Origin of the sequence: Corynebacterium capitovis DSM 44611 (genome assembly GCF_030440535.1) — a bacterium.
Classification (GTDB): domain Bacteria; phylum Actinomycetota; class Actinomycetes; order Mycobacteriales; family Mycobacteriaceae; genus Corynebacterium; species Corynebacterium capitovis.
On record NZ_CP047117.1, the window covers coordinates 1,427,730 to 1,444,301 of the forward strand.

General features: G+C 62.4%; 19 protein-coding genes. 10 read left to right on the forward strand and 9 right to left on the reverse strand.

The window, feature by feature from the left end:
• The first annotated feature begins 18 nt into the window (after nt 1-18).
• Both CAPI_RS06940 and CAPI_RS06945 read left to right on the forward strand, forming a co-directional pair.
• Nucleotides 19-1,074: a DNA recombination protein RmuC gene (locus tag CAPI_RS06940; protein WP_018017923.1), complete on the forward strand. Its 1,056-nt coding sequence runs from the start codon at nt 19-21 to the stop codon at nt 1,072-1,074.
• 11 nt (nt 1,075-1,085) lie between these two features.
• Nucleotides 1,086-1,646 carry a DUF6542 domain-containing protein gene (locus tag CAPI_RS06945; protein WP_026157183.1) on the forward strand — a complete coding sequence of 187 codons (561 nt, stop codon included), beginning with the start codon at nt 1,086-1,088 and terminating at the stop codon, nt 1,644-1,646.
• On the opposite strand, the gene CAPI_RS06950 is transcribed toward CAPI_RS06945, so the two are convergent.
• Nucleotides 1,643-2,602, reverse strand: a complete 960-nt coding sequence (locus CAPI_RS06950) for a 4-hydroxy-3-methylbut-2-enyl diphosphate reductase (RefSeq protein ID WP_018017925.1) — start codon at nt 2,600-2,602, stop codon at nt 1,643-1,645. The genes CAPI_RS06945 and CAPI_RS06950 overlap by 4 nt on opposite strands.
• Nucleotides 2,603-2,721: 119 nt before the next feature.
• Between CAPI_RS06950 and xseA the strand changes: the two genes are divergently transcribed.
• A complete protein-coding gene (gene xseA, locus CAPI_RS06955; RefSeq protein ID WP_018017926.1) occupies nt 2,722-3,972 on the forward strand; it encodes an exodeoxyribonuclease VII large subunit in 1,251 nt (416 codons plus the stop codon).
• Nucleotides 3,973-4,006: 34 nt separating this feature from the next.
• Nucleotides 4,007-4,300 carry an exodeoxyribonuclease VII small subunit gene (locus tag CAPI_RS06960; RefSeq protein ID WP_018017927.1) on the forward strand — a complete coding sequence of 98 codons (294 nt, stop codon included), beginning with the start codon at nt 4,007-4,009 and terminating at the stop codon, nt 4,298-4,300.
• Here CAPI_RS06960 and CAPI_RS06965 read toward each other — a convergent pair.
• Nucleotides 4,297-4,881, reverse strand: a complete 585-nt coding sequence (locus tag CAPI_RS06965; RefSeq protein ID WP_018017928.1) for a DUF4245 domain-containing protein — start codon at nt 4,879-4,881, stop codon at nt 4,297-4,299. The genes CAPI_RS06960 and CAPI_RS06965 overlap by 4 nt on opposite strands.
• Nucleotides 4,882-5,051: 170 nt before the next feature.
• Between CAPI_RS06965 and glpX the strand changes: the two genes are divergently transcribed.
• The 4 genes from glpX (at nt 5,052) to CAPI_RS06985 (ending at nt 9,827) form a co-directional block, all read left to right on the forward strand.
• Complete coding sequence (gene glpX / locus CAPI_RS06970) at nt 5,052-6,065, forward strand: class II fructose-bisphosphatase (protein ID WP_018017929.1); 1,014 nt, start codon at nt 5,052-5,054, stop codon at nt 6,063-6,065.
• Nucleotides 6,066-6,107: 42 nt separating this feature from the next.
• The gene (locus CAPI_RS06975; RefSeq protein WP_018017930.1) at nt 6,108-7,508 is read left to right on the forward strand and encodes a class II fumarate hydratase; all 1,401 of its coding nucleotides are present in this window, start codon (nt 6,108-6,110) and stop codon (nt 7,506-7,508) included.
• Nucleotides 7,509-7,614: 106 nt separating this feature from the next.
• Entirely contained in the window at nt 7,615-8,250 is a 636-nt protein-coding gene (locus CAPI_RS06980) for a TetR family transcriptional regulator (protein ID WP_018017931.1), read from the forward strand.
• Entirely contained in the window at nt 8,235-9,827 is a 1,593-nt protein-coding gene (locus tag CAPI_RS06985) for an MDR family MFS transporter (protein WP_018017932.1), read from the forward strand. The genes CAPI_RS06980 and CAPI_RS06985 overlap by 16 nt, the downstream gene beginning before the upstream one ends.
• A 35-nt stretch (nt 9,828-9,862) precedes the next feature.
• Here the strand turns inward: CAPI_RS06985 and CAPI_RS06990 are convergent, their stop codons facing one another.
• From CAPI_RS06990 to CAPI_RS07000, 3 genes are all read right to left on the reverse strand, one after another.
• Nucleotides 9,863-10,393 (reverse strand): GNAT family N-acetyltransferase, encoded by a 531-nt coding sequence (locus CAPI_RS06990; protein ID WP_018017933.1) that lies wholly within the window; start codon nt 10,391-10,393, stop codon nt 9,863-9,865.
• An 85-nt stretch (nt 10,394-10,478) separates the two neighbouring features.
• On the reverse strand, nt 10,479-11,060 hold the full coding sequence (locus CAPI_RS06995) for an LGFP repeat-containing protein (RefSeq protein ID WP_018017934.1): 582 nt from the start codon (nt 11,058-11,060) through the stop codon (nt 10,479-10,481).
• Between the two features lie 47 nt (nt 11,061-11,107).
• Nucleotides 11,108-11,728, reverse strand: coding sequence for a LysR family transcriptional regulator substrate-binding protein (locus CAPI_RS07000; protein ID WP_018017935.1), 621 nt, complete (start codon nt 11,726-11,728; stop codon nt 11,108-11,110).
• Nucleotides 11,729-11,751: 23 nt separating this feature from the next.
• On the opposite strand from CAPI_RS07000, the gene CAPI_RS07005 reads away from it, so the two are divergent.
• On the forward strand, nt 11,752-12,129 hold the full coding sequence (locus CAPI_RS07005; RefSeq protein WP_018017936.1) for a DUF5997 family protein: 378 nt from the start codon (nt 11,752-11,754) through the stop codon (nt 12,127-12,129).
• Here CAPI_RS07005 and glyA read toward each other — a convergent pair whose 3' ends face one another.
• On the reverse strand, nt 12,130-13,437 hold the full coding sequence (gene glyA, locus CAPI_RS07010; protein WP_018017937.1) for a serine hydroxymethyltransferase: 1,308 nt from the start codon (nt 13,435-13,437) through the stop codon (nt 12,130-12,132).
• A 109-nt stretch (nt 13,438-13,546) separates the two neighbouring features.
• On the opposite strand from glyA, the gene coaA reads away from it, so the two are divergent.
• The gene (coaA, locus tag CAPI_RS07015) at nt 13,547-14,470 is read left to right on the forward strand and encodes a type I pantothenate kinase (RefSeq protein ID WP_018017938.1); all 924 of its coding nucleotides are present in this window, start codon (nt 13,547-13,549) and stop codon (nt 14,468-14,470) included.
• Between the two features lie 19 nt (nt 14,471-14,489).
• Here the strand turns inward: coaA and CAPI_RS07020 are convergent, their stop codons facing one another.
• Genes CAPI_RS07020 through mca form a run of 3 tightly spaced genes read right to left on the reverse strand, consistent with a single transcriptional unit; the run spans nt 14,490 to nt 16,448 of the window.
• On the reverse strand, nt 14,490-15,260 hold the full coding sequence (locus tag CAPI_RS07020) for an isoprenyl transferase (protein ID WP_018017939.1): 771 nt from the start codon (nt 15,258-15,260) through the stop codon (nt 14,490-14,492).
• A 19-nt stretch (nt 15,261-15,279) separates the two neighbouring features.
• A complete protein-coding gene (locus tag CAPI_RS07025; RefSeq protein ID WP_018017940.1) occupies nt 15,280-15,564 on the reverse strand; it encodes a hypothetical protein in 285 nt (94 codons plus the stop codon).
• Nucleotides 15,561-16,448, reverse strand: coding sequence for a mycothiol conjugate amidase Mca (gene mca, locus CAPI_RS07030; RefSeq protein ID WP_018017941.1), 888 nt, complete (start codon nt 16,446-16,448; stop codon nt 15,561-15,563). Before mca ends, CAPI_RS07025 begins: the two co-directional genes overlap by 4 nt.
• Nucleotides 16,449-16,572 lie beyond the last annotated feature (124 nt).

The window sequence follows — 16,572 nt, forward strand, 5'->3', positions numbered from 1 at the left end:
TGTGACACACTTTGAGGTATGCAGACTGCCTCCGTCCTCTTTGCCATTCTTGCGTTTCTTGCGGGCATAGCCACCGGCATAGCGGTTTGCGTGGCGTCGCGTCGCAGCACAAAACCCAACCCCCCGACACCGGATATGGGGTCCGTCACCCACGCGCTCGACCGTCTCGCAAGCCACATACGGGATATGGACGAGGACCGAGCGGTCACATACACGGCGCTAGCCAGCCAGGTACAGGCCATCACTCGCACCTCAACGCGGCTTTCTGACCGCACGGACCAGCTCATCTCGGCTCTGCGCTCCCCCCAAACCCGCGGGCGCTGGGGGGAAATGCAGCTCCAGCGGGTCGTGGAGCTCGGGGGAATGGTCGAACACTGCGACTTTGACACCCAGAGCACCTCGCTTATCGACGGCACACGGGTCCGGCCCGACATGATCATCCGCCTCTCTCACGGGCGCAGCATTGTCGTCGACGCGAAAGTCCCCTTCTCCTCCTACCTCGATTCCATCAACACGGATGACCCCGAGGAAAAGGAGGCGTACCTGCGCCGCCACGCGCACCTTCTACGGCAGCACGTAGACACGCTGTCTGCCAAGCCATATACCGCGGCGTTCCAACCCACACCGGAGTTCGTGGTGATGTTCGTTCCCGCCGACCCCTTCCTCGACGCCGGACTGGCCATCGACCCCGAACTGCTCGAGTACGCATTCGCACGCGATGTCGTCATCGCCACGCCGACGACGCTATTCGCGCTCCTGCGCACTGTGGCGCTGGGGTGGCGGCACGAGTCGATGAACGATAAGGCCAAGGAGATTCAGCGGCTGGGCGAGGAGCTGCATCGCCGTCTGGGAACGATGAGCGAACACTTCAACCGCGTTGGCCAGTCACTCGAGAAAGCCGTCGACGCGTACAACTCCACCCTGTCTTCCCTGGATTCACGCGTCATGGTTACCGCCAGACGCCTCGAGGAATTGGGGGCGGGTACCCGGTCTCGCGGAAACGCAGCGGAACCGCACCGCGTTTCCGCCTCTCCGCGGCACGCCGTGAGCGCTGAGGACACCTGGGGCCAGTAAACTACGTCAGCGTGTCACATGTGCCGCCCCGCAGCCCCCGATCCCAGTCCGCTGCTTTCGTAGGGCTTGCTACGGGATCGGCGGTCGCAATCACTTTCGCGGCCCTCTTCACCGGGTGCCTACTGTCGGTCTACGCGGGCGAGGTGTCGTGGCCTTTTCTCACCCTGTACGCCGTCGCGGCTATTCTGACCGTCACGTTCGTGCAACCGCGCGGGATGTTCCTTACCGTCGCGTGCGCACCAATCCTGTTCCTTCTCGGCGTCTTGGGAACGGGGTGGTTCCTGTCCCGGGGGGATACGTCTCGGACAGCGCTGCTCGTGGTGTTCTACCCCCTTGTGCAGCTCTTTCCCGTGCTCTTCACCGTGACCGCGGGCGCCATTGTCATTGCAGTTCTGCGGGTCAAACTGATTAAACGCCAGAACGCGATCATCGCCCGTCGAGACCAGTACCAGCGCCTTCAGACGGCGGAGTCCAACCGGCGCACGGCTACACAGAGCAGGAGGGTGCGGGAGCGCTCCAACGCGGTTACGGTGCAGGAGCTCATGGAACGGCGTTCCGGGAAAACAGATTAGCGTTCTACCCGGGCTGGCCGGAGCGTGCGCGGCAGCGCGAAGGTGATGGTCTCGGTCGCCGTCGTCACCTCCTCGACGCGGGTGTAGCCGCGCTCGGCGAGGTAGTCGACGACCTCTCGGACGAGGATCTCCGGCACCGACGCGCCTGATGTGACCCCGACCGTAGAGACTCCGGCGAGCCATTCGTCGTCAATCTGACGCGCGTAGTCGACAAGGTAGGCGGCGTCGGCGCCGGCCTCTAGCGCGACTTCGACGAGCCGGCGGGAGTTGGAGGAGTTCCGTGACCCCACCACGACCATGAGCTCCACCTTCGGGGCAATCGCCTTCACCGCGACTTGGCGGTTCTGGGTGGCGTAGCAGATATCGTCGCTGGGCGGGTTTTCCAGGTGCGGGTAGCGCTCATGCAGTTTGTTCACAATCTGCATCGTCTCGTCGACGGATAGCGTCGTCTGAGAGAGCCATACGAGCTTTTGATCCTGCGGGAAGTCCGGGAGGGCATTTACACCGTCAAGACCATCCACCAAGTGGGTCACCTCGGGAGCCTCTCCCTGTGTTCCCTCGACCTCCTCATGGCCCCCATGGCCGACGAGGAGGATGTGGTAGCCGTCGCGCGCGAAGCGCTTGGCCTCATTGTGCACCTTGGTCACTAGGGGACACGTCGCATCCAGGGTGTTGAGCTGGAGCGACCTGGCAGACTCCCGCACTGCGGGAGAGACTCCGTGTGCCGAGAACACCAGATTGGCCCCCTCAGGGACCTCGTCGGTCTCGTCGACAAAAATCACCCCGCGGTCCCGGAGGGTTTTCACGACGTACTTGTTGTGCACGATCTCCTTGCGCACGTAGACGGGAGCGCCGTACTTCTCCAGCGCCTTCTCCACGGTCTCTACCGCGCGGTCAACGCCAGCGCAGTAACCGCGTGGCGCGGCGAGAAGAACACCCTTGCCCGATTCAGTCATGGAACCCAGCGTAACTAATCGCAGTCTAAAACGTTAGACGGCGTTAGGCTGGTCGTTTGGACGGTAAAGGTAGATAAGCGTAGATATCGGCACAGCAAGGAAGATCGCGGGCACAATTTATGGCGGATCAAGGGGCACCCCCCAACACGGCCGATTCACCGTGGCCGGTGGCGAGGCTAAACCAGACGGTGAAGCAGTGGATCGAACGGCTCGGTTTCCTCTGGGTCGAGGGCCAGCTCACGCAGGTGAATGTCAAACCCACCTGGAAGCTTTCTTACCTGACCCTGCGGGATACGCAGGAGCAGATCAGCGTGCAGCTCACGGCGAGCACCGGTCTGCTTCAAGGTCTAGAGACGCCACTGCGCGACGGCGACCGTGTTGTCATCTACGGAAAACCCGCCTTTTACGCCGGGCGCGGGTCATTTTCACTCTGGGTCACTGAGATCCGCCGGGTCGGGGAGGGAGAACTTCTGGCCCGAATCGAGCGTCTCCGCAAACAACTCGCAGCTGAGGGACTTTTCGACGCGGCTCGGAAACGTGCCCTGCCCTACCTTCCGACGAAGATCGGACTTATCACGGGAAAGGGGTCAGCGGCTGAGCGGGACGTCTTATCCGTCGCCCGACACAGATGGCCGGCCGTCGACTTCCGTGTCATCAACACCGCCGTCCAGGGTGCTAACGCGGTCCCGGACGTCATCGAGGCCCTGCGACTTCTCGACGCCGACCCTGCCGTGGATGTCATTATCATCGCGCGTGGCGGAGGCTCAGTGGAGGATCTCCTCCCCTTTTCCGAGGAAGCCCTCCAGCGCGCAGTCGCCTCCGCGACCACCCCGGTCGTTTCAGCCATTGGGCACGAGCCAGACAACCCCGTCCTTGACAACGTCGCCGACCTGCGCGCCGCGACGCCGACGGACGCAGCCAAGCGCGTCGTGCCGGACGTGGCGCAGGAATACGCGTTTGTGGGCGAGGCTCGCTCCAGGATGAACGGTGCGCTCCGCGGCTGGGTGCGCCGCGAGCAAGCCCAGTTGGCGGCGGTGCGCTCGCGACCCGCCCTGGCGAACCCGCGCTCGGTGATCACGCAACGTCGACAAGAAATTGCCCACGCGGTGGCTATGGCGCGCCGCGACCTCCAGCATCTCGTTGACCGCGAGACCGCGCGGGTGCAGGGCCTGCGAGCGCAGGTCGGCTCCCTCGGCCCAGGGGCCACCTTGGGAAGGGGATACGCCGTTGTCCAGGTCATGCCTCGCGACGGCACAGGGCCAGACGTCGTGACCCAGATCGCTCAGGCCCCGCCCGGGTCACAATTGCGGATCCGCGTCGCCGACGGTTCCATCACCGCGGCGACCATGTCCACGGCGCCCGCTGATTAGACCCGCCATGTAGACAACAACAAGGAGACTAGCCATGACCGAATCAACTTTTGGGGCCGGACGCGCGGGTGCCAACGCCTTTCCGGACCCCGACACGCTGTCATACGAGGCCGCTCGCGATGAGCTCATTGAAACGGTGAAAATCCTCGAACTGGGGCAGATGAGCCTCGACGAGTCACTGCGCTATTGGGAGCGGGGTGAGACTCTAGCGAAGAGGTGCGAAGTACTTCTCGACGGCGCGTCCAAGCGGGTTGAGGCAGCGATCGCGCGCTCGGCCGGCAATGAGGGTACCGGCCCTGATTCCGCCGACGATTCCCCCGACGCTTAGGAGGCCGCCTCGGCTCCCGGAAGCGGCGCGGTGGCAAGGGCGGTGGAGATGACCAGTTTAAACTCCTCCGCATCTCCCGCTCCGGTGAGAAGCAGGCGGGATTCACCGGCATCAACAGCCCACACGTCGCGAACCTCGGCGTCATCCGAGGTGTACACCTGCGCCGGTGTACCCGCCACGTCTTCGGTCCGCGCCAGTGACCGAGGATGCTGATCGGCCTGTGTGACCGCCTCGTCTAAGGACGCCCCAGTCTGGGTCAGCTGAATGTAGCTTTCTGCAGGGGTGACCCACCCGACAACGGGCGCTGGCGCACCGTGGATCATCGACCGGCGAGCGGAGTTTGTGGTCCACCCCTCCGGCATAACTGGATACCTAACCGGGAAGTTCACCGCTCGGGCCTCCAGTTTGAGAAACGACTCCGCATCTACTTTTTGGACCGGCCCCTGCTCGGGTGCTCCTGGATCGAACGAGCATAAGCCGGTAAACCCCACGACTAAGAGCATGGAAACGACGATTACGACCACGTTGATTAACATGTCTCGGCCGTCTTGGAAGATACGGGGTTTGTTGTCGGCTGCCACGCACCCAAGTATTGCACGGCCCCTCACTCTCCCCCGTTAGGGTGGGCAATCGCCTCCTCTGAACCCCCGCAAATGAGACAATAGGAGTTGGTGGCGTGCGTGAGCACTCCCCCCGTTGCCACGTTCGTGGCAACATTGACGTTTACACCCAGCTCAGGAGGCTGCCTTCGATGACTGATCCGTCCACCGAATATCCCGATCGGAACCTGGCACTAGAACTCGTGCGAGTGACCGAAGCGGCGGCTCTAGCCTCAGGCCGCTGGGTGGGGCGCGGGCAGAAAAACGAAGGCGACGGTGCAGCCGTCGACGCAATGCGGAAGATGATCAACTCCGTCAACATGGACGGCGTCATCGTCATCGGCGAGGGGGAAAAAGACGAAGCCCCCATGCTTTACAACGGCGAATCCGTCGGGAACGGCAGCGGCGCCCAGGTCGACCTTGCGGTCGATCCAGTCGACGGAACGCGACTCATGGCAGAAGGCCGGCCCAACGCGATCTCCGTCATAGCCGCCGCCGACCGGGGGTCGATGTTCAACCCGCAGGACGCGTTCTACATGAACAAGATTGCGGTCGGACCTGAGGCGGCCGGAATGATTGACATCGCCGCCCCTGTAGAGGACAACATTCGTGCCGTCGCTAAGGCGAAGGGCGTCAAACCCGGTGAGGTCACCGTGGTCGTCCTCGATCGACCCCGCCACACGGACCTGGTGGCCGAGATCCGGCGTGCAGGCGCGAAAGTGCGTTTCATCATGGACGGTGACGTCGCGGGCGCCATCGCGGCAGCCCAGGACAATAACTCCATCGACATCGCAATGGGTGTTGGCGGGACCCCCGAAGGTGTCATCACCGCCTGCGCTTTGAAGTGCTTGGGCGGGGAAATTCAGGGGCAGCTGGCGCCGCAGTCGGAAGAAGAGCGCCGTCGGGTGCTCGACGCTGGGCACGACCTCGACCGCGTTCTCGGGATCAGGGACCTCGTTAGCTCCGACAACTGCTACTTTGCCGCAACGGGTGTGACGAATGGTGACATGCTGCGCGGCGTGTCCTACCGTCGCAACGGGGCAACGACGCGATCTTTGGTCATGCGCGCGAAGTCGGGAACCGTTCGCTACGTCGAGTCCATTCACCAGCTGGCCAAGCTGCAGGAATACTCCGTTATCGATTACTCAGACCCCACGAAGCGCTAGACACCACTCCAACCCACTAGACGAAAGAACACTTAAGGACTCATGGCTGAGCAGGAATACCGCATCGAACACGACACGATGGGTGAAGTCAAGGTGCCTATCGACGCCTTGTGGCGCGCGCAGACTCAGCGCGCCGTGGAGAACTTCCCCATCTCCGGCCGCCCCCTTGAAAGCCAGCAGATCCGCGCCCTCGGCCTGCTCAAGGCCGCGTGTGCGCAGGTGAACAAGGATCTTGGTGCTCTCGATGCGACGAAGGCCGACGCGATTATCGCCGCTGCGCGCGAGATTGCCGACGGCAAGCACGACGACCAGTTCCCCATCGACGTCTTCCAGACGGGCTCCGGCACGTCCTCCAATATGAACACCAACGAGGTCATCGCTTCGCTGGCCAAGGCTGCCGGCGTGGAGGTTCACCCGAACGATGACGTCAACATGGGCCAGTCCTCGAACGATACGTTCCCGACCGCGACCCACGTCGCCGCGACCGAGTCCGCCGTTTCCGACCTTCTCCCGGGTCTGAGGGTTTTGCACGAGTCGCTGGCGAAGAAGGCCACTGAGTGGCACTCGGTGGTGAAGTCTGGACGCACCCACCTTATGGATGCGGTTCCGGTGACCCTTGGCCAAGAGTTCTCCGGCTATGCGCGCCAGATTGAGCTGGGCATCGAACGCGTCGAAGCGACCCTGGCTCGCCTCGGCGAGCTCGCCATCGGCGGGACCGCCGTGGGCACTGGCTTGAACACCTCCGCCGAATTCGGTGCGAAGGTGACAGAGGAGCTGAAGAAGCTGACGGGAGTCGAGCAGCTCAGCGAGGCGAAGAATCACTTCGAGGCTCAGGCCAACCGGGATGCGCTTGTCGAGTTCTCCGGCGCGATGCGCTCGGTGGCGGTGTCGCTGTACAAGATTGCCAACGATATCCGGCTCATGGGTTCCGGCCCGCTCACCGGGTTCGCCGAGATCCACCTGCCTGATTTGCAGCCCGGGTCCTCGATTATGCCGGGTAAGGTCAACCCCGTTTTGTGCGAGACCGCGACCCAGGTTGCCGCGCAGGTGATCGGAAACGACGCTGCCATTGCCTTCGGCGGTTCCCAGGGCCAGTTCGAACTCAACGTGTTCATCCCAATGATGGCGCGTAACGTGCTTGAATCCTCACGTCTACTCGCCAACACCGCCCGTCAATTTGCCACCAAACTTGTCGACGGCATCGAGCCCAATGAGGAGCGGATGCGCACCCTGGCGGAATCTTCGCCTTCTATCGTAACGCCGCTCAACTCGGCCATTGGCTACGAAAACGCTGCCAAGGTTGCCAAGACGGCACTGAAGGAGGGCAAGACGATCCGCGAGACCGTCATCGCTCTTGGCTTTGTCGACGGCGAAAAGCTGACCGAAGAAGAGCTCGACCGGCGCCTCAATGTCCTCGACATGGCGAATACCGACCGGGACTAGAGACTCGGTTTCCTTCCCGGGTTCGGCCGCTGTGGCTGGGCCCGGGATTTTTGCTCTTCACAGGGCCGAGTTGCGTGTTTGTGCACAGGGTGTAATCTTGCACCCCGTGAAAGACGAAGATATCGGCTTGCGGGAGAAAAAGCGCATTACTACGCGGCGGAAAATCGTCGAATCTGCGCTGGATCTCGTCGAGAACCAGGGCTTTGACAACGTTACCGTCGAGCAGATTTGCTCCCAGGCCGAGATTTCACGACGCACTTTTTTCAACTACATGGAGTCGAAGGAGGAGGCAGTCACCGGAACCTTCCCGTTTGCATTCAGGGAGGGAGCGATGGAGTTTATCGCCACGACGGAGTCCGACAACATCGTCGATCTGGTTCTCAGCCAGCTCGTCATCACGTTTAACTCCGTTGACCCTGACTTTCTCCGGAGACGGCGGGTGATCGTTTTTGAAAACCCGGCGCTCCACTACGCAGTGTCCCGCCAGAAGTACGACCTCTTATCGACGTTGGGATCTGCGCTGGCCAAGCACTTCGAGACCTTCCCTCACGACCGAGTATTGCCCGACCTGCCCGTGCAGGTTGAGATCAACGTCGCCATCGAGATCGCGCGCGCCTCGGTGACGATGTACATGAGCAATCCGCACTTCCCCGCGTCAGGTGGTCCTGATGTGGACCACGTGCGCCTTGCCGCCCGCGCCTTTACCGATTTCGCCAAGGAGATGACATGGCAGAAGCACTAGATACAAGAGAGCCGGAAACCTCCGGCGGCTCCACCGCCGCTACGGCGGACAACGTAGAGCCCAACATTGGCTTTGTTTTCACCGCGCTCATGACGACGATGCTCATGAGCTCCCTGGGCCAGATGATCTTTTCCACTGCTCTTCCCACCATCGTCGGTGAGCTGGGCGGTGTCGACCACATGAGCTGGGTCATTTCCTCCTTCCTCGTCACGATGACTATCGCACTGCCGGTCTTCGGCAAGCTCGGCGACGGCCTCGGCCGGAAGTGGCTCTACATCACCGCCATCACGTTCTTCATCGTTGGTTGTACGCTCGGCGGTTTCGCCCACACGATGGAACTACTCATCGTCGGCCGCGCTATCCAGGGTTTCGGTGCCGGCGGCATGATGGTCACCTCCCAAGCGATTATCGCCGAGGTCGTGCCTGCCCGTGAGCGCGGCAAGTACATGGGCGCCATGGGCGCCGTCTTCGGCGTCGCCTCGGTTCTCGGCCCCGTGCTCGGCGGCTGGTTCACGGACGGCCCGGGATGGCGCTGGGGCATGTGGATGAATATCCCTCTGGCTCTGCTCGCTATGGGCGTGTCCGCTGCCGTTCTGAAGCTTCGCCGCGGTTCAGCAGAGAACCTGAAGTTCGATTACGCCGGAACCCTTCTCATGGTTGTCGCCACAACCTCGCTCATTCTCACGACGACCTGGGGCGGGACCCAGTACGCGTGGTCCTCCCCGCGCATCATCGGCCTGGGTATTACTGCTGCGGTCGCCGCGATCCTCTTCGTTCTCGTTGAGCTCCGCGCGTCGAACCCGCTCATTCCGATGACGCTCTTTACCAACCGCAACATGATCCTGACGACCGTGGCGGGCTTGGTTCTCGGCATGGCCATGGCAGGCGCGCTTGCCTACCTGCCCACATACCTGCAGATGGTTCACTCGCTCACGCCTACTCAAGCTGGCTTTATGATGCTGCCGATGGTCGTGGGGTTGCTCGGTACCGGCGTCGGAGTGGGCTTCCTCATTTCGAAGTCCGGGCGCTACAAGGTCTACCCGCTTGCCGGCATGGCGGTCACTGCGGTTGCCCTGTGGCTTCTGTCTACTCTCGAGGTGACCACCCCGCTCTGGCAGCTCGGCCTGTACATGTTCGTCTTCGGATTCGGCTTGGGCTTGGTCATGCAGGTTCTCGTCCTCATCGTGCAGAACTCCTTCCCGCTCACGATGGTGGGAACGGCCACAGCGGCCAACAACTTCTTCCGCCAGATCGGCAGCGCCATCGGCGCCTCTCTCATCGGTTCGCTGTTCATCCATAACATGACGGAACACTTGAAAGAGCGCCTCCCGGAGGTCCTCGCGTCCGCAGGCCCGGAGCTCGCGCCCTATGCCCAGGCCTTCGCGTCGGGCAGCGCACGCCAATCGCTGACGCCCACGGCTGTGAACCAGCTCCCCGGCGCACTGCGCGACGTCGTACTGTCGAGCTACAACGACGGACTCACCCCCATTTTCTTGATGATGCTCCCCCTCGCCATTTTTGCGCTGGTGTTGCTCATTCCAGTGAAGGAAGAGACACTAAAAGATACGGTGAATTAACGCCCACTTCCTTCACACGATCGCACGATGGCACGCTACCTCTCGTCGGGCTTCGGCAAAAGAAGCTCGTAGATATCGGTATCGCGCCATTGTCCTTCCATGTCTCCGTAGGTCATTTTCGCCATGTCATGGAAGGTGCCAACCTTCGAGAATCCGCGGGACAGGTGAAGGCCCGCGGATCCCGCATTTTCGGGGAAAATCCACGAGTGGATCGCCCACTTGTGCAGCTCGATGCACGCCTCAATAAGACGATCGAGCAATGCACCGGACACACCCCTGCCGCGGGCATCGGGGTGGGTGTAAATCGAGTCCTCCACGACCCCGTGAAAAACCGAACGGGAGGACGCTTGTGCGGCGGAAACCCAGCCAAGAATCTTGTCCGTATCCTTGGCGTCGACGGCGACGAATACAGTTTCCATAATCTTTTTGTTTTGAAACTCCTCCCACGTTTGGGAGGTTCTTTCGTAGGAAGCATGGCCCGAGCTCAGGCCCAGTTCGTAGATGGCCCGCACCTGCGGGTAGTCCGCCGGTTGAATTGGGCGGATAATGAAGCCGGTTTCAGACATGCGCACCATTGTTCACAGACCGCTTAGCCCACGCAACACCAACGCCCCACCGGCGGTGGGGCGTTAGGCTCGTCGTTCGGGTGAGCTACTTGGGGGTGACGACAGCTTCAAACGCGTCGTTTGTGGCGCCGCGGGTCCATTCAATCGTTCCGTGTTCAAACTGTTGAATCCAACCCGAAGAGTCCGGCAGCTTCTCTTCCGGCGCGAGGGGGAAGCCCAGGGATGAGTCGGTGCGGACGTTAGTGATCCAGTTGTTCGCAATTTCGCCCCACGTCGGCGCGCCACCGGTGTTCTGGTTCCACGTGACGTAGTGCGCTGCGTCGTACGCCACGATCCAGCCGTTCGGGGTTTCTTCAACAGAGACGGGTTTGCCCCACTCCGGCTGGGCGAATTTGTCGATCGCCTGGGAGACGCCCTGGGGAACCAGCGCCGTTGCGCCATCGGCGGTGCTAATCTCCACGGTTTCGCCTGCCGCTGACGTCGAGGACTGAGTGGCCGCAGAGGATGCGGAGGACTTTGCAGAAGACGCAGAGGTGGTTACGTTCGTCTCGGTCGCCGTTTCCTTGACCGTTGACGTCGAGTCCGAACTACCGGAGTCCGAGCACGCGACGAGTCCCGCCGTAAGAACGACGGCGGTAGAAGCTGTGGCAAGACGGGCGAGGTACATCATGAAATCCTTTCTCAAAACCTGAGTTTTCCATCTATTATCCATATTCAGCGTTTACGCCGACGGGTCGCGACCCCCTGTTTGGGGGAAGCAGAGCCCTGCGAGGAGCGCGAGGAACGAACCGACCGCCCCTTGGCTACGCCGACGAAATCCTGAATGGCGTTGCTATCGTGATCCCGCCGCCACACCAGCCCGACGCGGGTCGGCTCAACTCCTGCGTGCGCGACTCTGAGCACCGTGACCTGTTTTTTCGACAAGGCTCGCAGCAGCGGGATGGGCGCGAAGGCGACCCCTACGTTGGCTGCCACCACCTGAAGTGCGGTGCGCAGATCGTCGAGGTTTGCGCCCTCGCGGTACACAAAATTCACTGGCTCCAGCGCGACATCATCCTCGGTGACGGCCTCGCCCGTTCCGGCGTAGACCGATGCGTAGTCGGACTCTCGGGGCACGGCGATACCGGGCGCTTCGTCGTAAAGAATGACTACGTGATACTCGGGGCCGACCCGCGGATCGGGAAGGCGAACGAGGGCGAGGTCGCACTCTCCCGCAAGGAGACCGGCCAGCGGGTCATCGGCGCCGGAGGCAGCGAGTCCGTGGCGCGTGCCTTCCTCATACCGACGGAGCCACTTGCCTGGTTCGGTACCCGTCGCGAAGAAAAGGGTGAGCATGAGGTGAATGCTACCGTCGAGCTATGACCGACATTAAGCCTTCGGGTACCGCCATGAAACCACTGACAGCGGCCAAAAAACTCGGGATAGACCTCGCCTCAACCCCACCCGAGTTTCAGCAAGGAGCGGTGACCCACGCCGAGCTACGCGAACTGCAGGACAATCCACCGGAGTGGCTGAAAAACCTGCGTCTCAACGGCCCGCACCCGCGCAACGAGGTGGCCCGCAAGCTAGGGGTGACTATCACGGCGTTGAAAAAGTCCGGGATAGACACACCCTTGACTACGCAGCAGATCATGGAGCTTCTATCGGACCAACCTGAGTGGCTCCATGCCGCTCGCGCCCAGCTCGCCGAGCAGCGGCGCGACGCCGCCGATAACGAGGGCTCCAACCGAAACTGACTAAAGTAGCGATGCGTCCTCAAGGCCTGGGTAGAGCGGGTGGCGCTGCGCGAGCTCGCCCACTCGGCGGCGCAGCTCCTCGACGTCGGCGCCCTCACCGGCGATGAGCACCTCGGCGATGATGTCCGCGACAGCGCGAAACTCGTCCTCGCCGAACCCGCGAGTGGCCAACGCCGAGGTTCCGATACGCAATCCAGACGTGACCTTGGGCGGACGAGGATCGAAAGGCACGGCGTTACGGTTAACGGTAATCCCCGCGCTGTGCAGAAGGTCCTCGGCCTGCTGGCCGTCCATCGGAGAGTTCCGCAAGTCAACCAGCACGAGGTGAACGTCCGTGCCGCCGGAGACGACGTCGATCCCGGCCTGCCTCGCGTCGGGGGCCGTTAGGCGCTCCGCAAGGATCCGCGCGCCGTCGAGTGTGCGGCGCTGGCGGTCCTTGAACTCGGGCAACGCCGCGACCTTAAACGCTGTCGCCTTCGCGGCGATGACGTGCATCAGCGGTCCCCCCTGCTGTCCCGGGAACACGGCGGAGTTGAGCTTCTTGTGCAGCTCAAGGTCGTTGGTGAGGATGAAGCCGGACCGCGGCCCGCCGAGCGTTTTGTGCACTGTGGACGACACGACGTGCGCGTGGGGAACGGGTGACGGGTGCAGGCCGGCTGCCACAAGGCCCGCGAAATGTGCCATGTCCACCCAGAGGTACGCCCCGACTTCGTCGGCAATCGAGCGAAACTCCGCGAAGTCCTCGTGGCGCGGGTAGGCGGACCAACCCGCGATGATGACCTTGGGCTTGACCTCGCGCGCCTGCTCACGCAGCTTCGCCATGTCGATCGTGCAGGTGTCCTTTTCCACCTGGTAGGCGGCGACGTTGTAGAGGCGCCCCGAGAAATTAATCTTCATTCCGTGCGTGAGGTGCCCGCCGTGGGCGAGGTCAAGGCCGAGGATCGTGTCCCCCGGCTCGGCCAATGCCATGAGGACAGCGGCGTTCGCCTGTGCGCCGGAGTGGGGTTGCACGTTGGCGTAGGCCGCCCCGAACACCGCTTTCGCGCGCTCACGAGCGAGGTCCTCGACGACGTCAGCGAACTCGCACCCCCCGTAGTAGCGGCGGCCCGGGTACCCCTCCGCATACTTATTGGTGAAGACGGACCCCTGCGCCTGGAGCACAGATAGAGGCACGAAGTTCTCGGAGGCGATCATCTCTAACGTGTCGCGCTGGCGCGCCAGCTCGTGAGTGATGGCCTGGTGCACCTCGGGATCGAAGGTCGCAAGGTCTTGGTAGCGGAAGTCTGGTTCGTTGGCGTGTGAGCTCACAGGTCAGCTGGTCCTTTCAGTGGGGTGGGCCGTTCCGAGCAGTATATTCCCCGGCCCCGACACCGTCACCCAATTCAGGGGAGCGCGTTCCTGGTGACACAATAGTGCTATGTCCCGCGCTGTCGATCCCAGCCCGTACCTGCAATTCACCCGCGAAGACTGGCGTGAGCGCCGCGCGGCGTGGCCCCAGGTCCTCACCGCTGAGGAAGTGGCGCAGCTCAGCGGCATCGGCGAAAACCTGGACCTAGACGAAATCGCTGAGATCTACCTTCCCCTTTCGCGTCTTATTCACCTGCGCGTTCGGGCGCGCCAAGAACTGATCGCCGCGACCGAGACCTTCGTGGGTGGGCCTTTGCACGTCCCTTTCATTATCGGGGTCGCCGGATCGGTGGCCGTCGGAAAGTCGACGACCGCCCGTGTCCTCCAGGTGTTGTTGCAGCGGTGGGAAACGCACCCTCGCGTCGATCTGGTCACCACCGATGGCTTCCTCCTGCCCAACGCCGAGCTCGAAGCGCGCGGCCTCATGGCCCGCAAAGGTTTCCCCGAGTCCTACAACCGCCGCCAGCTTCTGCGCTTTGTCACCGAGGTCAAGTCGGGCCAGCCTGAGGTGTCCGCACCCGTTTATTCCCACAGCGCCTACGACATCGTCAAGGGCGAAACCCAGGTGATACGGCAGCCCGACATCCTCATCCTCGAGGGGCTCAACGTCCTCCAGACGGGGCCGACGCTGATGGTCTCCGATCTTTTCGACTTCTCCGTCTACGTCGATGCCGCAACCGGCCACATCGAAAAGTGGTACATCGACCGCTTTCTCAAGCTGCGCCAGACGGCCTTCCGCAAACCCGGCGCCCACTTCGCACGTTTCGCCAACCTCGACGAGGCCAGCGCCGCCGCCTCAGCCCGCGAGATCTGGCAGTCCATTAACCTGCCCAACCTGGTGGAAAACATCCTCCCCACCCGCGTGCGCGCCTCCCTCGTTCTGTCCAAAGGCGCCGATCACACGGTTCGGAGAGTACGCCTGCGCAAGCTTTAGAGCACCGCTTATCGACGCCCTATTTGCCAAACCGGCGAGAGCGCCGCGAGTAGTCCCGCAAAGCGCGCAAAAAGTCCACCTTGCGGAACGCGGGCCAGTACGTATCGGTAAACCAAATCTCGGAATACGCGGCTTGCCACAAGAGAAACCCGCTCAACCGCTGTTCACCCGACGTGCGGATCACGAGGTCCGGGTCAGGCTGGCCCGAGGTGTAAAGATTGGTGGAGACGGATTCAACCGTTACCTTCTTCGCCAGCTCGGAAACAGGTGTCCCTGCGGCCACTTCGGCGTCGATAAGCGTGCGCACCGCGTCGACGATTTCTTGGCGGCCCCCGTACCCCACCGCGATGTTGACGGTGAGCCCGGGTTTGTCTGTCGTTGCGGCGGCGGATTTTTGCATCCGCTCCGCCACGTGCGGGGGCAGGAGGTTGAGGTGACCGACGATCTTGACCCGGCAGGAGTAGTGTTCGGTGGCCAAGTCCTCTACTACCCCGGAGATGATGTCGAACAATAACTCCACCTCGCTGCTGGCGCGACTTAGGTTTTCGGTGGAGAGCAAATAGATGGTGATGACTTCGACGTCCATCTCCGCCGACCAGCGCACCAACTCACCGATTTTTGCGGCGCCAGCCCGATGCCCGTGGGAGATGTCGCGGTAGCCTGACTCGCGCGCCCAGCGGCGGTTGCCGTCCGCCATCACCGCGAGGTGCTTGGGCAGGTCGGAGCCGCGAAGCTGCCACCGCAGCCGCTCTTCATACAGAGGGTAAAGAACCCGCGCCAGCGCTGTCACGACAGCGAGTCTACCTGGTTCAGAGAATTGGCTTGCGACGGCGGTCCAACACCCCAGCCTCCGCCATCGCCGCGTCAACGGCCTGGGTGTCGAAAGGGTCGATCCCGTGGGCCTCGGCGAAAACGCGGCGGCGATTGAAGCGCGAGTGTCGACGGTGGAACGCGTAACCCAAGTACAACACCACGACGAGGAGCGCGACGAGAAGGAGCAGGCCAATGGGCGACGCCTTGCCAAACTCCGGACCTACCGGAGTGTCCTGGGGTGCCTGAGCCACGACCCATGATGTGACATTCACCGCGATCATTGCGTCTCCTCTTTCTCGGTTGTGATTCCCGCGAAGAGATCGTCCTCGGGCAGGTGGGTAGACAATCGGGTGCGGGCCAGCTCGAACTCTTCGGTCGGCCACACTCGGCGTTGGTCCTCGACCGGGCTGGCCAAGAAGGCACCCGCGGGATCGATTTGCGTCGCGTGCGCTGTGAGCGCGGCGGCGCGCTGCTCAAAGTAGTCGGCACACTCGATTTGGGTGGTCACGCGGCTCATCACATCCGCCTGGTTTTCTTCCCAGCGGTGGATCATCATCTCGTACGGGCTCTTCTGGCCGCGTTCCAGTAGCAGCTCGTGCAGCCGTTTCATACGCTGCAGGATGAAGCCATGCGAGTAATACAGCTTCACCGGAGTCCACGGCTCACCCGCCTCTTCGGCATAGTCTGCGTCGCCCGCCTTGTCCCACGCCACCATCGAAACCTCGTGTACTTTCAGGTGGTCTGGGTGCGGGTAACCGCCGTTTTCGTCGTAAGTCAAAATGACGTGGGGACGGAACTCGCGGATCACCCGCACAATGTCGCGGACCACAACGTCGGTTTCCTCGAGAGCGAAGCACCCCTCTGGGAGTGGCGGCATAGGATCCCCCTCCGGCAATCCCGAATCCACGTAGCCGAGCCACTCATGCTCGACCCCCAGCGCCTCGGCGGCGGCGGCCATTTCCTGGCGTCGCAGCTCCATCATGTTTTCTCGAACCCCCGGGCGGTTCATCGCCGGGTTGAGAATGTCGCCGCGCTGCCCGTCCGTGCAGGTTAAGACTTTGACGCGGTGTCCTTCTGCGGCGTACTTCGCCATCGTGGCCGCGCCTTTCGACGACTCGTCGTCCGGGTGCGCATGAATTGCCAGCAGGCGTTTTCCGCTCACCATTCCACCAGCTTTCTTGGGCTTTGATTGATGTGCATGTGGGTCCAGTCTGTAACTCGGGCCAATCTTAGTACCATCGAATCTCAACACCAGAAGTTCCGTTCCGGCTCACACGCCGCCTGTTCCC

Coding starts and splice junctions, on each gene's coding strand:
- coaA (WP_018017938.1), top strand. CDS start 13,547: ATGTCCCGCGCTGTCGATCCCAGCCCGTACCTGCAATTCACCCGCGAA.
- CAPI_RS06975 (WP_018017930.1), top strand. CDS start 6,108: ATGGCTGAGCAGGAATACCGCATCGAACACGACACGATGGGTGAAGTC.
- CAPI_RS07005 (WP_018017936.1), top strand. CDS start 11,752: ATGACCGACATTAAGCCTTCGGGTACCGCCATGAAACCACTGACAGCG.
- glpX (WP_018017929.1), top strand. CDS start 5,052: ATGACTGATCCGTCCACCGAATATCCCGATCGGAACCTGGCACTAGAA.
- CAPI_RS07025 (WP_018017940.1), bottom strand. CDS start 15,564: ATGATCGCGGTGAATGTCACATCATGGGTCGTGGCTCAGGCACCCCAG.
- CAPI_RS06995 (WP_018017934.1), bottom strand. CDS start 11,060: ATGTACCTCGCCCGTCTTGCCACAGCTTCTACCGCCGTCGTTCTTACG.
- CAPI_RS06985 (WP_018017932.1), top strand. CDS start 8,235: ATGGCAGAAGCACTAGATACAAGAGAGCCGGAAACCTCCGGCGGCTCC.
- CAPI_RS07000 (WP_018017935.1), bottom strand. CDS start 11,728: ATGCTCACCCTTTTCTTCGCGACGGGTACCGAACCAGGCAAGTGGCTC.
- CAPI_RS06940 (WP_018017923.1), top strand. CDS start 19: ATGCAGACTGCCTCCGTCCTCTTTGCCATTCTTGCGTTTCTTGCGGGC.
- CAPI_RS06990 (WP_018017933.1), bottom strand. CDS start 10,393: ATGTCTGAAACCGGCTTCATTATCCGCCCAATTCAACCGGCGGACTAC.
- xseA (WP_018017926.1), top strand. CDS start 2,722: ATGGCGGATCAAGGGGCACCCCCCAACACGGCCGATTCACCGTGGCCG.
- CAPI_RS06950 (WP_018017925.1), bottom strand. CDS start 2,602: ATGACTGAATCGGGCAAGGGTGTTCTTCTCGCCGCGCCACGCGGTTAC.
- CAPI_RS06960 (WP_018017927.1), top strand. CDS start 4,007: ATGACCGAATCAACTTTTGGGGCCGGACGCGCGGGTGCCAACGCCTTT.
- mca (WP_018017941.1), bottom strand. CDS start 16,448: ATGGTGAGCGGAAAACGCCTGCTGGCAATTCATGCGCACCCGGACGAC.